This window comes from Staphylococcus sp. EG-SA-17 (genome assembly GCF_017151845.1).
GTDB lineage: Bacteria > Bacillota > Bacilli > Staphylococcales > Staphylococcaceae > Staphylococcus > Staphylococcus aureus.
Genome location: NZ_JACVZO010000018.1, coordinates 30,719 through 50,856 on the forward strand (window position 1 = coordinate 30,719; position 20,138 = coordinate 50,856).

Below are 20,138 nucleotides of genomic sequence, written 5' to 3' on the forward strand. Positions count from 1 at the left end.
GTGCAACTAGAAGTTGCCATTACCCTAATTTTATTATTGGAATAGAGACCTCATCATTGTGTTAAATATCATTGTCACAATCCGCCGTGAGAAACTAATAAAAAATATTAATATATAAGTTTATATTGGAAAATAGAATTAATAGCTTATAAATGGTAAATTATATAATAGGTTACTATACGTTATAAGATGGAAAATGCGCACAATAACAAAAATAGTAAGCGACATCCTGTGATTTTTTACACAAACATAAACGATAAAGAACAAAAAATGATAAAATAATATTAATGATTTAAGAAAAGAGGTTTATGCAAATGGCTAGAAAAGTTGTTGTAGTTGATGATGAAAAACCGATTGCTGATATTTTAGAATTTAACTTAAAAAAAGAAGGATACGATGTTTACTGTGCATACGATGGTAATGATGCAGTCGACTTAATTTATGAAGAAGAACCAGACATCGTATTATTAGATATCATGTTACCTGGTCGTGATGGTATGGAAGTATGTCGCGAAGTGCGCAAAAAATACGAAATGCCAATTATTATGCTAACTGCTAAAGACTCAGAAATTGATAAAGTGCTTGGTTTAGAACTAGGTGCAGATGACTATGTAACAAAACCGTTTAGTACACGTGAATTAATTGCACGTGTGAAAGCGAATTTACGCCGTCATTACTCACAACCAGCGCAAGACACTGGGAACGTGACGAATGAAATCACAATTAAAGATATTGTGATTTATCCAGACGCATATTCTATTAAAAAACGTGGCGAAGATATTGAATTAACACATCGTGAATTTGAATTGTTCCATTATTTATCAAAACATATGGGACAAGTAATGACACGTGAACATTTATTACAAACAGTATGGGGCTATGATTACTTTGGCGATGTACGTACGGTCGATGTAACGATTCGTCGTTTACGTGAAAAGATTGAAGATGATCCGTCACATCCTGAATACATTGTGACGCGTAGAGGCGTTGGATATTTCCTCCAACAACATGAGTAGAGGTCGAAACGAATGAAGTGGCTAAAACAACTACAATCCCTTCATACTAAACTTGTAATTGTTTATGTATTACTGATTATCATTGGTATGCAAATTATCGGGCTGTATTTTACAAATAATCTTGAAAAAGAGCTGCTTGATAATTTTAAGAAGAATATTACGCAGTACGCTAAACAATTAGAAATTAGTATTGAAAAAGTATATGACGAAAAGGGCTCCGTAAATGCACAAAAAGATATTCAAAATTTATTAAGTGAGTATGCCAACCGTCAAGAAATTGGAGAAATTCGTTTTATAGATAAAGACCAAATTATTATTGCGACGACGAAGCAGTCTAACCGTAGTCTAATCAATCAAAAAGCGAATGATAGTTCTGTCCAAAAAGCACTATCACTAGGACAATCAAACGATCATTTAATTTTAAAAGATTATGGCGGTGGTAAGGACCGTGTCTGGGTATATAATATCCCCGTTAAAGTCGATAAAAAGGTAATTGGTAATATTTATATCGAATCAAAAATTAATGACGTTTATAACCAATTAAATAATATAAATCAAATATTCATTGTTGGTACAGCTATTTCATTATTAATCACAGTCATCCTAGGATTCTTTATAGCGCGAACGATTACCAAACCAATCACCGATATGCGTAACCAGACGGTCGAAATGTCCAGAGGTAACTATACGCAACGTGTGAAGATTTATGGTAATGATGAAATTGGCGAATTAGCTTTAGCATTTAATAACTTGTCTAAACGTGTACAAGAAGCGCAGGCTAATACTGAAAGTGAGAAACGTAGACTGGACTCAGTTATCACCCATATGAGTGATGGTATTATTGCAACAGACCGTCGTGGACGTATTCGTATCGTCAATGATATGGCACTTAAGATGCTTGGTATGGCAAAAGAAGACATCATCGGATATTACATGTTAAGTGTATTAAGTCTTGAAGATGAATTTAAACTGGAAGAAATTCAAGAGAATAATGATAGTTTCTTATTAGATTTAAATGAAGAAGAAGGTCTAATCGCACGTGTTAACTTTAGTACGATTGTGCAGGAAACAGGATTTGTAACTGGTTATATCGCTGTGTTACATGACGTTACTGAACAACAACAAGTTGAACGTGAGCGTCGTGAATTTGTTGCTAATGTATCACATGAGTTACGTACACCTTTAACTTCTATGAATAGTTACATTGAAGCACTTGAAGAAGGTGCATGGAAAGATGAGGAACTTGCGCCACAATTTTTATCTGTTACCCGTGAAGAAACAGAACGAATGATTCGACTGGTCAATGACTTGCTACAGTTATCTAAAATGGATAATGAGTCTGATCAAATCAACAAAGAAATTATCGACTTTAACATGTTCATTAATAAAATTATTAATCGACATGAAATGTCTGCGAAAGATACAACATTTATTCGAGATATTCCGAAAAAGACGATTTTCACAGAATTTGATCCTGATAAAATGACGCAAGTATTTGATAATGTCATTACAAATGCGATGAAATATTCTAGAGGCGATAAACGTGTCGAGTTCCACGTGAAACAAAATCCACTTTATAATCGAATGACGATTCGTATTAAAGATAATGGCATCGGTATTCCTATCAATAAAGTCGATAAGATATTCGACCGATTCTATCGTGTAGATAAGGCACGTACGCGTAAAATGGGTGGTACTGGATTAGGACTAGCCATTTCGAAAGAGATTGTGGAAGCGCACAATGGTCGTATTTGGGCAAACAGTGTAGAAGGTCAAGGTACATCTATCTTTATCACACTTCCATGTGAAGTCATTGAAGACGGTGATTGGGATGAATAATAAGGAGCATATTAAATCTGTCATTTTAGCGCTACTTGTCTTGATGAGTGTCGTATTGACATATATGGTATGGAACTTTTCTCCTGATATTGCAAATGTCGACAATACAGATAGTAAGAAGAGTGAAACGAAACCTTTAACGACACCTATGACAGCCAAAATGGATACAACTATTACGCCATTTCAGATTATTCATTCGAAAAATGATCATCCAGAAGGTACGATTGCGACGGTTTCTAATGTGAATAAGCTGACGAAACCTTTAAAAAATAAAGAAGTGAAGTCCGTGGAACATGTTCGTCGTGATCATAACTTGATGATTCCTGATTTGAGCAGTGATTTTACATTATTCGATTTTACGTATGATTTACCGTTATCAACATATCTTGGCCAAGTACTGAACATGAATGCGAAAGTACCAAATCATTTCAATTTCAATCGTTTGGTCATAGATCATGATGCTGATGATAATATCGTGCTTTATGCTATAAGCAAAGATCGCCACGATTACGTAAAATTAACAACTACAACGAAAAATGATCATTTTTTAGATGCATTAGCAGCAGTGAAAAAAGACATGCAACCATACACAGATATCATCACAAACAAAGATACAATTGATCGTACGACGCATGTTTTTGCACCAAGTAAACCTGAAAAGTTAAAAACATATCGCATGGTATTTAACACGATTAGTGTTGAGAAAATGAATGCTATACTATTTGACGATTCAACCATCGTTCGTAGTTCAAAGAGTGGTGTTACAACCTACAACAATAATACAGGTGTCGCAAACTATAACGATAAAAATGAAAAATATCATTATAAAAACTTGTCCGAAGATGAAGCAAGTTCCAGCAAAATGGAAGAAACGATTCCAGGAACCTTTGATTTTATTAATGGTCATGGTGGTTTCTTAAACGAAGACTTCAGATTGTTTAGTACGAATAATCAGTCAGGCGAGTTAACATATCAACGTTTCCTTAACGGTTATCCAACGTTTAATAAAGAAGGCTCTAATCAAATTCAAGTCACTTGGGGTGAAAAAGGCGTCTTTGATTATCGTCGTTCGTTATTACGCACCGACGTTGTTTTAAACAGTGAAGATAATAAAACGTTGCCGAAATTAGAGTCTGTACGTTCAAGCTTAGCGAACAATAGTGATATTAATTTTGAAAAAGTAACAAACATCGCTATCGGTTACGAAATGCAGGATAACTCAGATCATAATCACATTGAAGTGCAGATTAACAGTGAACTCGTACCGCGTTGGTATGTAGAATATGATGGCGAATGGTATGTTTATAACGATGGGAGGCTTGAATAAATGAACTGGAAACTGACAAAGACACTTTTCATTTTCGTGTTTATTCTTGTCAACATCGTGTTAGTATCGATTTATGTTAATAAAGTCAATCGCTCACACATTAATGAAGTCGAGAGTAACAATGAAGTTAATTTTCAGCAAGAAGAAATTAGGGTGCCAGCCAGTATTTTAAATAAATCTGTTAAAGGCATACAATTAGAACAAATTACGGGACGATCAAAAGACTTTAGTTCAAAAGCTAAAGGTGATTCTGATTTATCCACATCAGATAGTGGAAAATTATTAAATGCGAACATCAGCCAATCGGTAAAAGTTAGTGATAATAACTTAAAAGATTTAAAAGATTACGTTAACAAGCGCGTATTTAAAGGTGCTGAATATCAATTAAGCGAGATTAGTTCAGATTCTGTAAAATATGAACAAACGTATGATGATTTTCCGATTTTAAATAACAGCAAAGCGATGTTGAACTTTAAAATAGAAGATAACAAAGCGACTAGTTATAAACAATCAATGATGGATGACATTAAGCCCACAGATGGTGCAGATAAGAAGCATCAAGTGATTAGTGTGAGAAAAGCAATCGAGGCATTATATTATAATCGTTACTTGAAAAAAGGTGATGAAGTCATTAATGCTAGACTTGGTTACTATTCAGTCGTGAATGAAACGAATGTTCAATTGTTACAACCAAACTGGGAAATTAAAGTGAAGCATGACGGTAAGGACAAAACGAATACTTACTATGTCGAAGCGACAAATAATAACCCTAAAATTATTAATCATTAATATGAATCGTAATAAGCTAGCATTGCAAGCTCATCATATGTGAGAAGCAGTGCTAGCTTTTTGCTGGTACGGTTTATTATGGCTGACAGGCGACATTTCTGTGTCTCCAACGTGCGCATTTATTCATATTTTAAGTAGTACCGCATTGTAAAATTAGTGTAACTGCTATTTTAAAAACTTTAGTATTTGTCTAATCATTGTTATAATAATTAAGAAATTCATTGCACGTGATTATCAAAATTTAAATATAAGAAACCGGTCGATGAACTAAAGTTACATAATAGGAAAGGTATACAAAACAGCTAATATACTGATAGTTTCTGTAGGGAAAATCGTATATTTGTACTGATGTATATTGTAGTCATATAGAGAGATTGACTGCTTAAATAGAAAGGATGAGCCGCTTGATACGCATGAGTGTATTAGCAAGTGGTAGTACAGGTAACGCCACTTTTGTAGAAAATGAAAAAGGTAGTCTATTAGTTGATGTTGGTTTGACTGGCAAGAAAATGGAAGAATTGTTTAGTCAAATTGACCGTAATATTCAAGATTTAAATGGTATTTTAGTAACCCATGAACATATTGATCATATTAAAGGATTAGGTGTTTTGGCGCGTAAATATCAATTGCCAATTTATGCGAATGAAAAGACTTGGCAGGCAATTGAAAAGAAAGATAGTCGCATCCCTATGGATCAGAAATTCATTTTTAATCCTTATGAAACAAAATCTATTGCAGGTTTCGATGTTGAATCGTTTAACGTGTCACATGATGCGATAGATCCACAATTTTATATTTTCCATAATAACTATAAGAAGTTTACGATTTTAACGGATACGGGATACGTGTCTGATCGTATGAAAGGTATGATACGTGGCAGCGATGCGTTTATTTTTGAGAGTAATCATGACGTCGATATGTTGAGAATGTGTCGTTATCCATGGAAGACGAAACAACGTATTTTAGGCGATATGGGTCATGTATCTAATGAGGATGCGGGTCATGCGATGACAGACGTGATTACAGGTAACACGAAACGTATTTACTTATCGCATTTATCACAAGATAATAATATGAAAGATTTGGCGCGTATGAGTGTTGGTCAAGTATTGAACGAACACGATATTGATACGGAAAAAGAAGTATTGCTATGTGATACGGATAAAGCTATTCCAACGCCAATATATACAATATAAATGAGAGTACCCTATAAAGTTCGGCACTGCTGTGAGACGACTTTATCGGGTGCTTTTTTATGTTGTTGGTGGGAAATGGCTGTTGTTGAAATTAAGGTTCTAGTTGAAATGTGAAAAATAATTCGATATTAAATGTAATTTATAAATAATTTACATAAAATCAATCATTTTAATATAAGGATTATGATAATATATTGGTGTATGACAGTTAATGGAGGGAACGAAATGAAAGCTTTATTACTTAAAACAAGCGTATGGCTCGTTTTGCTTTTTAGTGCAATGGGATTATGGCAAGTCTCGAGCGCGGCTGAGCAACATACACCAATGAAAGCACATGCAGTAACAACGATAGACAAAGCAACAACAGATAGGCAACTAGTACTGCCAACAAAGGAAGCGGCTCATCAATCTGGTGAAGAAGCGGCAACCAACGTATCAGCATCAGCACAGGGAACAGCTGATGATACAAACAACAAAGTAACATCCAACGCACCATCTAACAAACCATCTACAGCAGTTTCAACAACAGTAAACGAAACGCACGATGTAGATGCACAACAAGCCTCAACACAAAAACCAACTCAATCAGCAACATTCAAATTATCAAATGCTAAAACAGCATCACTTTCACCACGAATGTTTGCTGCTAATGCACCACAAACAACAACACATAAAATATTACATACAAATGATATCCATGGCCGACTAGCCGAAGAAAAAGGGCGTGTCATAGGTATGGCTAAATTAAAAACAGTAAAAGAACAAGAAAAGCCTGATTTAATTTTAGACGCAGGAGACGCTTTCCAAGGTTTACCACTTTCAAACCAGTCTAAAGGTGAAGAAATGGCTAAAGCGATGAATGCAGTAGGTTATGATGCTATGGCAGTGGGTAACCACGAATTTGACTTTGGATACGACCAGTTGAAAAAGTTAGAGGGTATGTTAGACTTCCCGATGTTAAGTACTAACGTTTATAAAGATGGAAAACGCGCATTTAAGCCTTCAACGATTGTAACGAAAAATGGTATTCGTTATGGAATTATTGGCGTAACGACACCAGAAACAAAGACGAAAACAAGACCTGAAGGCATTAAAGGTGTTGAATTTAGAGATCCATTACAAAGTGTGACAGCGGAAATGATGCGTATTTATAAAGACGTAGATACATTTGTTGTTATATCACATTTAGGTATTGATCCTTCAACACAAGAAACATGGCGTGGCGATTACTTAGTGAAACAATTAAGTCAAAATCCACAATTGAAGAAACGTATTACAGTCATTGATGGTCATTCACATACCGTACTTCAAAATGGTCAAATTTATAACAATGATGCATTAGCACAAACAGGTACAGCACTTGCGAATATCGGTAAGGTTACATTTAATTACCGCAATGGAGAGGTATCAAATATTAAACCGTCATTGATTAATGTTAAAGACGTTGAAAATGTAACACCGAACAAAGCATTAGCTGAACAAATTAATCAAGCTGATCAAACATTTAGAGCACAAACTGCAGAGGTAATTATTCCAAACAATACCATTGATTTCAAAGGAGAAAGAGATGACGTTAGAACGCGTGAAACAAATTTAGGAAACGCGATTACAGATGCTATGGAAGCATATGGCGTTAAGAATTTCTCTAAAAAGACTGACTTTGCCGTGACAAATGGTGGAGGTATTCGCGCCTCTATCGCCAAAGGTAAGGTGACACGCTATGATTTAATCTCAGTATTACCATTTGGAAATACGATTGCGCAAATTGATGTAAAAGGTTCAGACGTCTGGACTGCTTTCGAACATAGTTTAGGCGCACCAACAACACAAAAAGATGGTAAGACAGTGTTAACAGCGAATGGTGGTTTACTACATATCTCTGATTCAATCCGTGTTTACTATGATATGAATAAACCATCTGGCAAACGAATTAACGCTATTCAAATTTTAAATAAAGAGACAGGTAAGTTTGAAAATATTGATTTAAAACGTGTATATCACGTAACGATGAATGACTTCACAGCATCAGGTGGCGACGGATATAGTATGTTCGGTGGCCCTAGAGAAGAAGGTATTTCATTAGATCAAGTACTAGCAAGTTATTTAAAAACAGCTAACTTAGCTAAGTATGATACGACAGAACCACAACGTATGTTATTAGGTAAACCAGCAGTAAGTGAACAACCAGCTAAAGGACAACAAGGTAGCAAAGGTAGTGAGTCTGGTAAAGATACACAACCAATTGGTAAAGACAAAGTGATGAATCCAGCGAAACAACCAGCGACAGGTAAAGTTGTGTTGTTACCAACGCATAGAGGAACTGTTAGTAGCGGTGCAGAAGGTTCTGATTGCGCATTAGAAGGAACTGCTGTATCAAGTAAGAGTGGGAAACAATTGACTAAAATGTCAGCGTCTAAAGGTAGCGGGCATGAGAAACAGTTACCAAAAACTGGAACTAATCAAAGTTCAAGCCCAGCAGCGATATTTGTATTAGTAGCAGGTATAGGTTTAATCGCAACTGTACGACGTAGAAAAGCTAGCTAAAATATATTGAAAACAATACTACTGTATTTCTTAAATAAGAGGTACGGTAGTGTTTTTTTATGGAAAAAAGCTATAACCGTTGATAAATATGGGAAATAAAAACGGGGATAAGTAATAAGACATCAAGGTATTTATCCACAGAAATGGGGATAGTTATCCAGAATTGTGTACAATTTAAAGAGAAATACCCACAATGCCCACAGAGTTATCCACAAATACACAGGTTATACACTAAAAACCGGGCATAAATGTCAGGAAAATATCAAAAACTGTAAAAAAACTTGGTATAATAAGAGGGAACAGTGTGAACAAGTTAATAACTTGTGGATAACTGGAAAGTTGATAACAATTTGGAGGACCAAACGACATGAAAATCACCATTTTAGCTGTAGGGAAACTAAAAGAGAAATATTGGAAGCAAGCCATAGCAGAATATGAAAAACGTTTAGGCCCATACACCAAGATAGACATCATAGAAGTTCCAGACGAAAAAGCACCAGAAAATATGAGCGACAAAGAAATTGAGCAAGTAAAAGAAAAAGAAGGCCAACGAATACTAGCCAAAATCAAACCACAATCAACAGTCATTACATTAGAAATACAAGGAAAGATGCTATCTTCCGAAGGATTGGCCCAAGAATTGAACCAACGCATGACCCAAGGGCAAAGCGACTTTGTATTCGTCATTGGCGGATCAAACGGCCTGCACAAGGACGTCTTACAACGTAGTAACTACGCACTATCATTCAGCAAAATGACATTCCCACATCAAATGATGCGGGTTGTGTTAATTGAGCAAGTGTATAGAGCATTTAAGATTATGCGTGGAGAAGCGTACCACAAATGATGCGGTTTTTTATCCAGTTTTTTGTTTAATGAACAAGGTAAATTACGAGATAATATTTGAAGAAAACAATAAAGTAGAGATGGATTTCCATATCCTCTTTAGTAGCGGTTTTTATCTGTAAGGTTTATTAATAATTAAATAAATAGGCGGGATAGTTATATATAGCTTATTAATGAAAGAATATGATTATTAATTTAGTATTATATTTTAATATTAAAAAGAAGATATGAAATAATTATTCATACCTTCCACCTTACAATAATTAGTTTTCAATCGAATATTAAGATTATTAGTAGTCTTAAAAGTTAAGACTTCCTTATATTAATGACCTAATTTATTATTTGCCTCATGAATTATCTTTTTATTTCTTTGATATGTCCCAAACCACATCGTGATATACACTACAATAAATATTATGATGAAACTAATAATATTCTCAAAGTTCAGATGGAACCAACCTGCTAGAATAGCGAGTGGGAAGAATAGGATTATCATCAATATAAAGTGAACTACAGTCTGTTTTGTTATACTCCAATCGGTATCTGTAAATATCAAATTACCATAAGTAAACAAAATTCCAATCAATGCCCATAGTGCTACACATATTAGCATAATAACCGCTTCATTAAAGTTTTCATAATAAATTTTACCCATAAAAGAATCTGGATATAGTGGTACATATTTATCCCTTGAAAAAAATAAGTGAAGTAATGACAGAAATCATAAGACCAGTGAACGCACCTTTTTGAACAGCGTGGAATAATTTTTTCATAGTGAGATGGACCATTCCATTTGTTTCTAACTTCAAGTGATCAATGTAATTTAGATTGATAATTTCTGATTTTGAAATACGCACGAATATTGAACCGACAAGCTCTTCAATTTGGTAAAGTCGCTGATAAAGTTTTAAAGCTTTATTATTCATTGTTATCGCATACCTGTTTATCTTCTACTATGAACTGTGCAATTTGTTCTAGATCAATTGGGTAAACATGATGGTTCTGTTGCAAAGTAAAAAAATATAGCTAACCACTAATTTATCATGTCAGTGTTCGCTTAACTTGCTAGCATGATGCTAATTTCGTGGCATGGCGAAAATCCGTAGATCTGAAGAGACCTGCGGTTCTTTTTATATAGAGCGTAAATACATTCAATACCTTTTAAAGTATTCTTTGCTGTATTGATACTTTGATACCTTGTCTTTCTTACTTTAATATGACGGTGATCTTGCTCAATGAGGTTATTCAGATATTTCGATGTACAATGACAGTCAGGTTTAAGTTTAAAAGCTTTAATTACTTTAGCCATTGCTACCTTCGTTGAAGGTGCCTGATCTGTAATTACCTTTTGAGGTTTACCAAATTGTTTAATGAGACGTTTGATAAACGCATATGCTGAATGATTATCTCGTTGCTTACGCAACCAAATATCTAATGTATGTCCCTCTGCATCAATGGCACGATATAAATAGCTCCATTTTCCTTTTATTTTGATGTACGTCTCATCAATACGCCATTTGTAATAAGCTTTTTTATGCTTTTTCTTCCAAATTTGATATAAAATTGGGGCATATTCTTGAACCCAACGGTAGACCGTTGAATGATGAACGTTTACACCACGTCCCCTTAATATTTCAGATATATCACGATAACTCAATGCATATCTTAGATAGTAGCCAACGGCTACAGTGATAACATCCTTGTTAAATTGTTTATATCTGAAATAGTTCATACAGAAGACTCCTTTTTGTTAAAATTATACTATAAATTCAACTTTGCAACAGAACCTCTTTTCTAGTATAATGTTTATTAATATAGTACATATTTTTATAAGGAGTTGTACGCATGTATAATCCATTCGACGAAGCTTATCATGGCTTATGCGAAGAGATATTAGAAATAGGGAATAGACGCGATGATCGCACACATACCGGGACAATTTCCAAATTTGGGCATCAATTGCGTTTCGATTTAACCAAAGGGTTTCCTTTACTTACAACCAAAAAGGTTTCTTTTAAATTAGTAGCAACTGAATTATTATGGTTTATTAAAGGAGATACAAACATTCAATACCTACTTAAATATAATAACAATATATGGAATGAATGGGCATTTGAAAATTATGTTCAGTCTGATGATTATCATGGACCAGACATGACAGATTTTGGACATCGTTCCCAGCAAGACCCTGAATTTAACGAGCAGTATAAAGAAGAAATGAAAAAATTTAAAGAACGTATTCTAAACGATGATGCATTTGCTAAAAAATATGGCAACTTAGGGAATGTTTATGGTAAACAATGGAGAGATTGGGAAGATAAAAATGGAAATCATTACGATCAATTAAAATCAGTTATACAACAAATTAAAACCAATCCAAACTCTCGACGTCACATTGTTTCAGCATGGAATCCTACTGAAATCGATTCAATGGCATTACCACCTTGCCACACAATGTTTCAATTTTACGTACAAGAGGGTAAATTAAATTGTCAATTATATCAAAGAAGTGCTGATATATTTTTAGGTGTTCCTTTCAATATTGCAAGTTATGCTTTACTGACACATCTTGTTGCAAAAGAATGTGGACTTGAGGTGGGTGAATTCATTCATACATTTGGAGATGCACATATTTATTCCAATCATATGGATGCAATACATACACAATTATCAAGAGATAGTTATCTACCACCTCAATTAAAAATTAATACAGATAAATCAATTTTTGATATTAATTATGAAGATTTAGAATTGATAAATTATGAATCACACCCTGCTATTAAAGCACCTATTGCGGTATAAAAAGATGCATTAATATTTCGCATACAGAAAGGAGGTATACCATGACATTATCAATAATTGTCGCTCACGATAAACAAAGAGTCATTGGGTACCAAAATCAATTACCTTGGCACTTACCAAATGATTTAAAGCATATTAAACAACTGACCACTGGGAATACACTTGTAATGGCACGGAAAACTTTTAATTCTATAGGGAAGCCATTGCCAAATAGACGTAACGTCGTACTCACTAACCAAGCTTCATTTCACCATGAAGGGGTAGATGTTATAAACTCTCTTGATGAAATTAAAGAGTTATCTGGTCATGTTTTTATATTTGGAGGACAAACGTTATACGAAGCAATGATTGACCAGGTAGATGATATGTATATCACAGTAATAGATGGAAAGTTTCAAGGAGACACATTCTTTCCACCATACACATTCGAAAACTGGGAAGTCGAATCTTCAGTAGAAGGTCAACTAGATGAAAAAAATACTATACCGCATACATTCTTACATTTAGTGCGTAGAAAAGGGAAATAGGAGGCAATTATGGCTAAACAAATTATCGTCACGGATTCAACCTCTGATTTATCACATGAATATTTAAAACAACATAACATTCATGTTATACCATTAAGCCTGACAATCGACGGGAAATCTTACACTGATCAAGTTGATATCTCTTCAAGTGAGTATATCGATCATATTGAAAATGATGCAGACGTCAAAACAAGTCAACCACCTATTGGTCGATTTATTGAAACATATGAGCAATTAGCTCAAGATGACGTTGAAATTATAAGTATTCATCTTTCGTCAGGCTTAAGTGGTACTTATAATACTGCTGTTCAAGCGAGCCATATGGTAGATGGTAATATTACAGTGATTGATTCTAAATCTATTTCGTTTGGGTTAGGTTATCAAATTAAGCAAATTGTTGAATTGGTTCTGTTGCAAAGTAAAAAAATATAGCTAACCACTAATTTATCATGTCAGTGTTCGCTTAACTTGCTAGCATGATGCTAATTTCGTGGCATGGCGAAAATCCGTAGATCTGAAGAGACCTGCGGTTCTTTTTATATAGAGCGTAAATACATTCAATACCTTTTAAAGTATTCTTTGCTGTATTGATACTTTGATACCTTGTCTTTCTTACTTTAATATGACGGTGATCTTGCTCAATGAGGTTATTCAGATATTTCGATGTACAATGACAGTCAGGTTTAAGTTTAAAAGCTTTAATTACTTTAGCCATTGCTACCTTCGTTGAAGGTGCCTGATCTGTAATTACCTTTTGAGGTTTACCAAATTGTTTAATGAGACGTTTGATAAACGCATATGCTGAATGATTATCTCGTTGCTTACGCAACCAAATATCTAATGTATGTCCCTCTGCATCAATGGCACGATATAAATAGCTCCATTTTCCTTTTATTTTGATGTACGTCTCATCAATACGCCATTTGTAATAAGCTTTTTTATGCTTTTTCTTCCAAATTTGATACAAAATTGGGGCATATTCTTGAACCCAACGGTAGACCGTTGAATGATGAACGTTTACACCACGTTCCCTTAATATTTCAGATATATCACGATAACTCAATGTATATCTTAGATAGTAGCCAACGGCTACAGTGATAACATCCTTGTTAAATTGTTTATATCTGAAATAGTTCATACAGAAGACTCCTTTTTGTTAAAATTATACTATAAATTCAACTTTGCAACAGAACCGTATTATGGAATAGAGATGTTGGTAACATTTATACAGGATCATTATACTTAAGTTTAATTTCGTTATTACAGAACCACACATTCCAACCAGAAGAGAAAGTATGTCTATTTAGTTATGGTTCAGGAGCAGTAGGAGAAATCTTTAGTGGTTCAATCGTTAAAGGATATGACAAAGCATTAGATAAAGAGAAACACTTAAATATGCTAGAATCTAGAGAGCAATTATCAGTCGAAGAATACGAAACATTCTTTAACAGATTTGATAATCAAGAATTTGATTTCGAACGTGAATTGACACAAGATCCATATTCAAAAGTATACTTATACAGTATAGAAGACCATATCAGAACATATAAGATAGAGAAATAAACTAGTGGCCGATTGTGCTTGATGAGCTTGGGACATAAATCCTAACTCGAAATAAATAAGCATATCACTAAACTGATTTTTTAAAGTTTACAGTGATATGCTTATTTTTTTATCTTACGATTTTGTACGTGCATGCTTGCCTAGGGGTATGGCTCGAGCCATTAGTCTCTCGCACATACTATTCCCTCAGGCGTCAGCACTTACAAAATCGGTTGTAATTTTCATTTTTATACGCATTCTTACTGAGATTATACTAATAAGAGGAATAGTAAAAGCAATTCTAAGTAAAATTGCAGATAAGAGGTTTGTTAAAAGCAGTTCTAAGTAAAATTGCAGATAAGAGGTTTGTTAAAAGCAGTTCTCAGTAAAATTACAGATAAGAGGTACGTTAAAAGCAGTTCTAAGTAAAATTGCAGATAAGAGGTTTGTTAAAAGCAGTTCTAAGTAAAATTGCAGATAAGAGGTACGTTAAAAGCAATTCCATGCAAAATTGCTGATAAGGGGTAAGTTAAAAGCAGTTCTCAGTAAAATTGCAGATAAGAGGTACGTTAAAAGCAGTTCTAGGCAAAATTGCAGATAAGAGGTGCGTTAAAAGCAGTTCTCAGTAAAATTGCTGATAAGGGGTAAGTTAAAAGCAATCCTAAGTAAAATTGCAGATAAGGGGTACAGAAAAACTAGACTTGATTACAAAATGGAGCTTGGGACATAAATGATTTTTTAAAAATGAGATGAGACGTAGATTAACTCCATAATCAATACGAATCTATCGACTTCTTTATTTATGATATTCATCTCTTTTTAATGGAAATAAAAGTGCGATTAATGTGATAATACAGTTACGTTAATTAAAAAAATAAAAATGCAAGGAGAGGTAATATGCTAACTGTATATGGACATAGAGGATTACCTAGTAAAGCTCCGGAAAATACAATTGCATCATTTAAAGCTGCTTCAGAAGTAGAAGGTATAAACTGGTTGGAGTTAGATGTTGCAATTACAAAAGATGAACAACTGATTATCATTCATGATGATTATTTAGAACGGACTACAAATATGTCCGGGGAAATAACTGAATTGAATTATGATGAAATTAAAGATGCTTCTGCAGGATCTTGGTTTGGTGAAAAATTCAAAGATGAACATTTGCCAACTTTCGATGATGTAGTAAAAATAGCAAATGAATATAATATGAATTTAAATGTAGAATTAAAAGGTATTACTGGACCGAATGGACTAGCACTTTCTAAAAGTATGGTTAAGCAAGTGGAAGAACAATTAACAAACTTAAATCAGAATCAAGAAGTGCTCATTTCAAGCTTTAATGTTGTGCTTGTTAAACTTGCAGAAGAAATCATGCCACAATATAACAGAGCAGTTATATTCCATACAACTTCGTTTCGTGAAGACTGGAGAACACTTTTAGATTACTGTAATGCTAAAATAGTAAACACTGAAGATGCCAAACTTACTAAAGCAAAAGTAAAAATGGTAAAAGAAGCGGGTTATGAATTGAACGTATGGACTGTAAACAAACCAGCACGTGCAAACCAACTTGCTAATTGGGGAGTTGATGGTATCTTTACAGACAATGCAGATAAAATGGTGCATTTGTCTCAATAGAAAGTTAGAGGTGAGTCTTACGTTTCAGTGACGGTAGACTTACCTTTAACATGTTACATACTAAAAAATTAATTTGAATAAGAAAGAGAGACATATATGAAATACGATGATTTTATAGTAGGAGAAACATTCAAAACAAAAAGCCTTCATATTACAGAAGAAGAAATTATCCAATTTGCAACAACTTTTGATCCTCAATATATGCATATAGATAAAGAAAAAGCAGAACAAAGTAGATTTAAAGGTATCATTGCATCTGGCATGCATACACTTTCAATATCATTTAAATTATGGGTAGAAGAAGGTAAATACGGAGAAGAAGTTGTAGCAGGAACACAAATGAATAACGTTAAATTTATTAAACCTGTATACCCAGGTAATACATTGTACGTTATCGCTGAAATTACAAATAAGAAATCCATAAAAAAAGAAAATGGACTCGTTACAGTGTCACTTTCAACATACAATGAAAATGAAGAAATTGTATTTAAGGGAGAAGTAACAGCACTTATTAATAATTCATAATAAAACAGTGAAGCAACCATCGTTACGGATTGCTTCACTGTTTTGTTATTCATCTATATCGTATTTTTTATTACCGTTCTCATATAGCTCATCATACACTTTACCTGAGATTTTGGCATTGTAGCTAGCCATTCCTTTATCTTGTACATCTTTAACATTAATAGCCATCATCATGTTTGGATTATCTTTATCATATGATATAAACCACCCAATTTGTCTGCCAGTTTCTCCTTGTTTCATTTTGAGTTCTGCAGTACCGGATTTGCCAATTAAGTTTGCATAAGATCTATAAATATCTTCTTTATGTGTTTTATTTACGACTTGTTGCATACCATCAGTTAATAGATTGATATTTTCTTTGGAAATAATATTTTTCTTCCAAACTTTGTTTTTCGTGTCTTTTAATAAGTGAGGTGCGTTAATATTGCCATTATTTTCTAATGCGCTATAGATTGAAAGGATCTGTACTGGGTTAATCAGTATTTCACCTTGTCCGTAACCTGAATCAGCTAATAATATTTCATTATCTAAATTTTTGTTTGAAATTTGAGCATTATAAAATGGATAATCACTTGGTATATCTTCACCAACACCTAGTTTTTTCATGCCTTTTTCAAATTTCTTACTGCCTAATTCGAGTGCTACTCTAGCAAAGAAAATGTTATCTGATGATTCTATTGCTTGTTTTAAGTCGATATTACCATTTACCACTTCATATCTTGTAACGTTGTAACCACCCCAAGATTTATCTTTTTGCCAACCTTTACCATCGATTTTATAACTTGTTTTATCGTCTAATGTTTTGTTATTTAACCCAATCATTGCTGTTAATATTTTTTGAGTTGAACCTGGTGAAGTTGTAATCTGGAACTTGTTGAGCAGAGGTTCTTTTTTATCTTCGGTTAATTTATTATATTCTTCGTTACTCATGCCATACATAAATGGATAGACGTCATATGAAGGTGTGCTTACAAGTGCTAATAATTCACCTGTTTGAGGGTGGATAGCAGTACCTGAGCCATAATCATTTTTCATGTTGTTATAAATACTCTTTTGAACTTTAGCATCAATAGTTAGTTGAATATCTTTGCCATCTTTTTTCTTTTTCTCTATTAATGTATGTGCGATTGTATTGCTATTATCGTCAACGATTGTGACACGATAGCCATCTTCATGTTGGAGCTTTTTATCGTAAAGTTTTTCGAGTCCCTTTTTACCAATAACTGCATCATCTTTATAGCCTTTATATTCTTTTTGTTTTAATTCTTCAGAGTTAATGGGACCAACATAACCTAATAGATGTGAAGTCGCTTTTTCTAGAGGATAGTTACGACTTTCTGTTTCATTAGTTGTAAGATGAAATTTTTTTGCGAAATCACTTAAATATTCATCCATTTTTTTAACGGTTTTAAGTGGAACGAAGGTATCATCTTGTACCCAATTTTGATCCATTTGTTGTTTGATATAGTCTTCAGAAATACTTAGTTCTTTAGCGATTGCTTTATAATCTTTTTTAGATACATTCTTTGGAACGATGCCTATCTCATATGCTGTTCCTGTATTGGCCAATTCCACATTGTTTCGGTCTAAAATTTTACCACGTTCTGATTTTAAATTTTCAATATGTATGCTTTGGTCTTTCTGCATTCCTGGAATAATGACGCTATGATCCCAATCTAACTTCCACATACCATCTTCTTTAACAAAATTAAATTGAACGTTGCGATCAATGTTACCGTAGTTTGTTTTAATTTTATATTGAGCATCTACTCGTTTTTTATTTTTAGATACTTTTTTTATTTTACGATCCTGAATGTTTATATCTTTAACGCCTAAACTATTATATATTTTTATCGGACGTTCAGTCATTTCTACTTCACCATTATCGCTTTTAGAAATATAACTGCTATCTTTATAAACTTGTTTGAAATTTTTATCTTCAATTGCATCAATAGTATTATTAATTTCTTTATCTTTTGAAGCATAAAAATATATACCAAACCCGACAACTACAACTATTAAAATAAGTGGAACAATTTTTATCTTTTTCATCAATATACTCCTTATATAAGACTACATTTGTAGTATATTACAAATGTAGTATTTATGTCAAAATAATGTTATAATTTTTGTGATATGGAGGTGTAGAAGGTGTTATCATCTTTTTTAATGTTAAGTATAATCAGTTCATTGCTCACGATATGTGTAATTTTTTTAGTGAGAATGCTCTATATAAAATATACTCAAAATATTATGTCACATAAGATTTGGTTATTAGTGCTCGTCTCCACGTTAATTCCATTAATACCATTTTACAAAATATCGAATTTTACATTTTCAAAAGATATGATGAATCGAAATGTATCTGACACGACTTCTTCGGTTAGTCATATGTTAGATGGTCAACAATCATCTGTTACGAAAGACTTAGCAATTAATGTTAATCAGTTTGAGACCTCAAATATAACGTATATGATTCTTTTGATATGGGTATTTGGTAGTTTGTTGTGCTTATTTTATATGATTAAGGCATTCCGACAAATTGATGTTATTAAAAGTTCGTCATTGGAATCGTCATATCTTAATGAACGACTTAAAGTATGTCAAAGTAAGATGCAGTTCTACAAAAAGCATATAACAATTAGTTATAGTTCAAACATTGATAATCCGATGGTATTTGGTTTAGTGAAATCCCAAATTGTACTACCAACTGTCGTAGTCGAAACCATGAATGACAAAGAAATTGAATATATTATTCTACATGAACTATCACATGTGAAAAGTCATGACTTAATATTCAACCAGCTTTATGTTGTTTTTAAAATGATATTCTGGTTTAATCCTGCACTATATATAAGTAAAACAATGATGGACAATGACTGTGAAAAAGTATGTGATAGAAACGTTTTAAAAATTTTGAATCGCCATGAACATATACGTTATGGTGAATCGATATTAAAATGCTCTATTTTAAAATCTCAGCACATAAATAATGTGGCAGCACAATATTTACTAGGTTTTAATTCAAATATTAAAGAACGTGTTAAGTATATTGCACTTTATGATTCAATGCCTAAACCTAATCGAAACAAGCGTATTGTTGCGTATATTGTATGTAGTATATCGAGCTTCACATGAAACAGCTAAAGAAGCTTTGGGCGATAAAGAGTTAAGAGCCATTGCACATGAGTTAACTAAAACAGTTAAGGATAACATGAGTGTTGATTGGTCTAAACGAGACAGTGCTAAAGCTAAAATGAGAGTTCAAGTTAGACGCCTATTAAAGAAATATGGCTATCCACCAGATCTTCAAAAAATGGCTGTGGAACAAGTTGTAGAGCAAGCAGAATTAATGGCAAGTCAGCAATAAAAAAATAAATCATAATGAGTCCGGGACATAAAGTTCTTGGATAAGTGAAAAAAGACAATTTCTATTGAAATAATATAGAAATTGTCTTTTTTATAAATTTTTTGATTATTTTCAGCTCGTTGAGCTACTACTTTTCTTATATTAAGTGCCATTAATACAAAACCAAGTTCTCTT

The 20,138-nt window shown here is 33.3% G+C and carries 18 protein-coding genes and 3 pseudogenes; 15 read left to right on the plus strand and 6 right to left on the minus strand.

Annotated features, from left to right (window positions below; translation table 11 throughout):
* The first annotated feature begins 314 nt into the window (after positions 1–314).
* The 7 genes from yycF (at position 315) to rlmH (ending at position 9,558) form a co-directional block, all read left to right on the plus strand.
* Positions 315–1,016, plus strand: coding sequence for a response regulator YycF (yycF, locus tag IDG65_RS09230; RefSeq protein WP_000101976.1), 702 nt, complete (start codon positions 315–317; stop codon positions 1,014–1,016).
* Positions 1,017–1,028: 12 nt separating this feature from the next.
* A complete protein-coding gene (walK, locus tag IDG65_RS09235; RefSeq protein WP_000871607.1) occupies positions 1,029–2,855 on the plus strand; it encodes a cell wall metabolism sensor histidine kinase WalK in 1,827 nt (608 codons plus the stop codon).
* Complete coding sequence (gene yycH / locus IDG65_RS09240) at positions 2,848–4,182, plus strand: two-component system activity regulator YycH (RefSeq protein WP_001060140.1); 1,335 nt, start codon at positions 2,848–2,850, stop codon at positions 4,180–4,182. Before walK ends, yycH begins: the two co-directional genes overlap by 8 nt.
* Entirely contained in the window at positions 4,183–4,971 is a 789-nt protein-coding gene (locus IDG65_RS09245) for a two-component system regulatory protein YycI (protein ID WP_001104176.1), read from the plus strand.
* A 395-nt stretch (positions 4,972–5,366) separates the two neighbouring features.
* Complete coding sequence (locus IDG65_RS09250) at positions 5,367–6,167, plus strand: MBL fold metallo-hydrolase (protein WP_000088649.1); 801 nt, start codon at positions 5,367–5,369, stop codon at positions 6,165–6,167.
* Between the two features lie 225 nt (positions 6,168–6,392).
* Positions 6,393–8,711, plus strand: coding sequence for an LPXTG-anchored adenosine synthase AdsA (gene adsA / locus IDG65_RS09255; RefSeq protein WP_000645763.1), 2,319 nt, complete (start codon positions 6,393–6,395; stop codon positions 8,709–8,711).
* Between the two features lie 367 nt (positions 8,712–9,078).
* A complete protein-coding gene (gene rlmH, locus IDG65_RS09260; RefSeq protein ID WP_000704775.1) occupies positions 9,079–9,558 on the plus strand; it encodes a 23S rRNA (pseudouridine(1915)-N(3))-methyltransferase RlmH in 480 nt (159 codons plus the stop codon).
* Positions 9,559–9,879: 321 nt separating this feature from the next.
* Here rlmH and IDG65_RS15145 read toward each other — a convergent pair whose 3' ends face one another.
* From IDG65_RS15145 to IDG65_RS09275, 3 genes are all read right to left on the minus strand, one after another.
* Positions 9,880–10,212 (minus strand): DUF3021 domain-containing protein, encoded by a 333-nt coding sequence (locus tag IDG65_RS15145; protein WP_001803416.1) that lies wholly within the window; start codon positions 10,210–10,212, stop codon positions 9,880–9,882.
* A 28-nt stretch (positions 10,213–10,240) separates the two neighbouring features.
* Positions 10,241–10,483 carry a LytTR family DNA-binding domain-containing protein gene (locus IDG65_RS09270; RefSeq protein WP_001803415.1) on the minus strand — a complete coding sequence of 81 codons (243 nt, stop codon included), beginning with the start codon at positions 10,481–10,483 and terminating at the stop codon, positions 10,241–10,243.
* Between the two features lie 131 nt (positions 10,484–10,614).
* Positions 10,615–11,289, minus strand: coding sequence for an IS6-like element IS257 family transposase (locus tag IDG65_RS09275; protein ID WP_001106019.1), 675 nt, complete (start codon positions 11,287–11,289; stop codon positions 10,615–10,617).
* Positions 11,290–11,402: 113 nt separating this feature from the next.
* Here IDG65_RS09275 and IDG65_RS09280 point away from each other — a divergent pair, with 113 nt between their 5' ends.
* The 3 genes and pseudogenes from IDG65_RS09280 to IDG65_RS09290 all read left to right on the plus strand — a co-directional run.
* Positions 11,403–12,359, plus strand: a complete 957-nt coding sequence (locus IDG65_RS09280; protein ID WP_000282655.1) for a thymidylate synthase — start codon at positions 11,403–11,405, stop codon at positions 12,357–12,359.
* Positions 12,360–12,400: 41 nt separating this feature from the next.
* Positions 12,401–12,886 carry a trimethoprim-resistant dihydrofolate reductase DfrS1 gene (locus IDG65_RS09285; RefSeq protein WP_000175735.1) on the plus strand — a complete coding sequence of 162 codons (486 nt, stop codon included), beginning with the start codon at positions 12,401–12,403 and terminating at the stop codon, positions 12,884–12,886.
* 9 nt (positions 12,887–12,895) lie between these two features.
* Positions 12,896–13,294, plus strand: a pseudogene (locus IDG65_RS09290) (DegV family protein); the annotation flags it as partial.
* Between the two features lie 55 nt (positions 13,295–13,349).
* Here the strand turns inward: IDG65_RS09290 and IDG65_RS09295 are convergent.
* Entirely contained in the window at positions 13,350–14,024 is a 675-nt protein-coding gene (locus tag IDG65_RS09295) for an IS6-like element IS257 family transposase (RefSeq protein ID WP_001106057.1), read from the minus strand.
* 35 nt (positions 14,025–14,059) lie between these two features.
* Here IDG65_RS09295 and IDG65_RS09300 point away from each other — a divergent pair, with 35 nt between their 5' ends.
* From IDG65_RS09300 to IDG65_RS09310, 3 genes are all read left to right on the plus strand, one after another.
* Positions 14,060–14,449 carry a hydroxymethylglutaryl-CoA synthase gene (locus tag IDG65_RS09300; protein ID WP_020444595.1) on the plus strand — a complete coding sequence of 130 codons (390 nt, stop codon included), beginning with the start codon at positions 14,060–14,062 and terminating at the stop codon, positions 14,447–14,449.
* Between the two features lie 876 nt (positions 14,450–15,325).
* On the plus strand, positions 15,326–16,069 hold the full coding sequence (locus IDG65_RS09305) for a glycerophosphoryl diester phosphodiesterase (protein ID WP_000958858.1): 744 nt from the start codon (positions 15,326–15,328) through the stop codon (positions 16,067–16,069).
* Between the two features lie 96 nt (positions 16,070–16,165).
* Complete coding sequence (locus tag IDG65_RS09310; protein WP_000872606.1) at positions 16,166–16,594, plus strand: MaoC family dehydratase; 429 nt, start codon at positions 16,166–16,168, stop codon at positions 16,592–16,594.
* 45 nt (positions 16,595–16,639) lie between these two features.
* Here IDG65_RS09310 and mecA read toward each other — a convergent pair whose 3' ends face one another.
* Positions 16,640–18,649, minus strand: coding sequence for a PBP2a family beta-lactam-resistant peptidoglycan transpeptidase MecA (gene mecA / locus IDG65_RS09315; protein WP_063852655.1), 2,010 nt, complete (start codon positions 18,647–18,649; stop codon positions 16,640–16,642).
* A 96-nt stretch (positions 18,650–18,745) separates the two neighbouring features.
* On the opposite strand from mecA, the gene IDG65_RS09320 reads away from it, so the two are divergent.
* Both IDG65_RS09320 and IDG65_RS09325 read left to right on the plus strand, forming a co-directional pair.
* Complete coding sequence (locus IDG65_RS09320) at positions 18,746–19,732, plus strand: beta-lactam sensor/signal transducer MecR1 (protein WP_001549960.1); 987 nt, start codon at positions 18,746–18,748, stop codon at positions 19,730–19,732.
* Positions 19,722–19,964, plus strand: a pseudogene (locus tag IDG65_RS09325) (type I restriction enzyme endonuclease domain-containing protein); the annotation flags it as partial. The gene IDG65_RS09320 and the pseudogene IDG65_RS09325, both read left to right, overlap by 11 nt.
* On the opposite strand, the pseudogene IDG65_RS09330 reads toward IDG65_RS09325, so the two are convergent.
* Positions 19,955–20,138: pseudogene (locus tag IDG65_RS09330) on the minus strand (IS5/IS1182 family transposase); the annotation flags it as partial. The pseudogenes IDG65_RS09325 and IDG65_RS09330 overlap by 10 nt on opposite strands.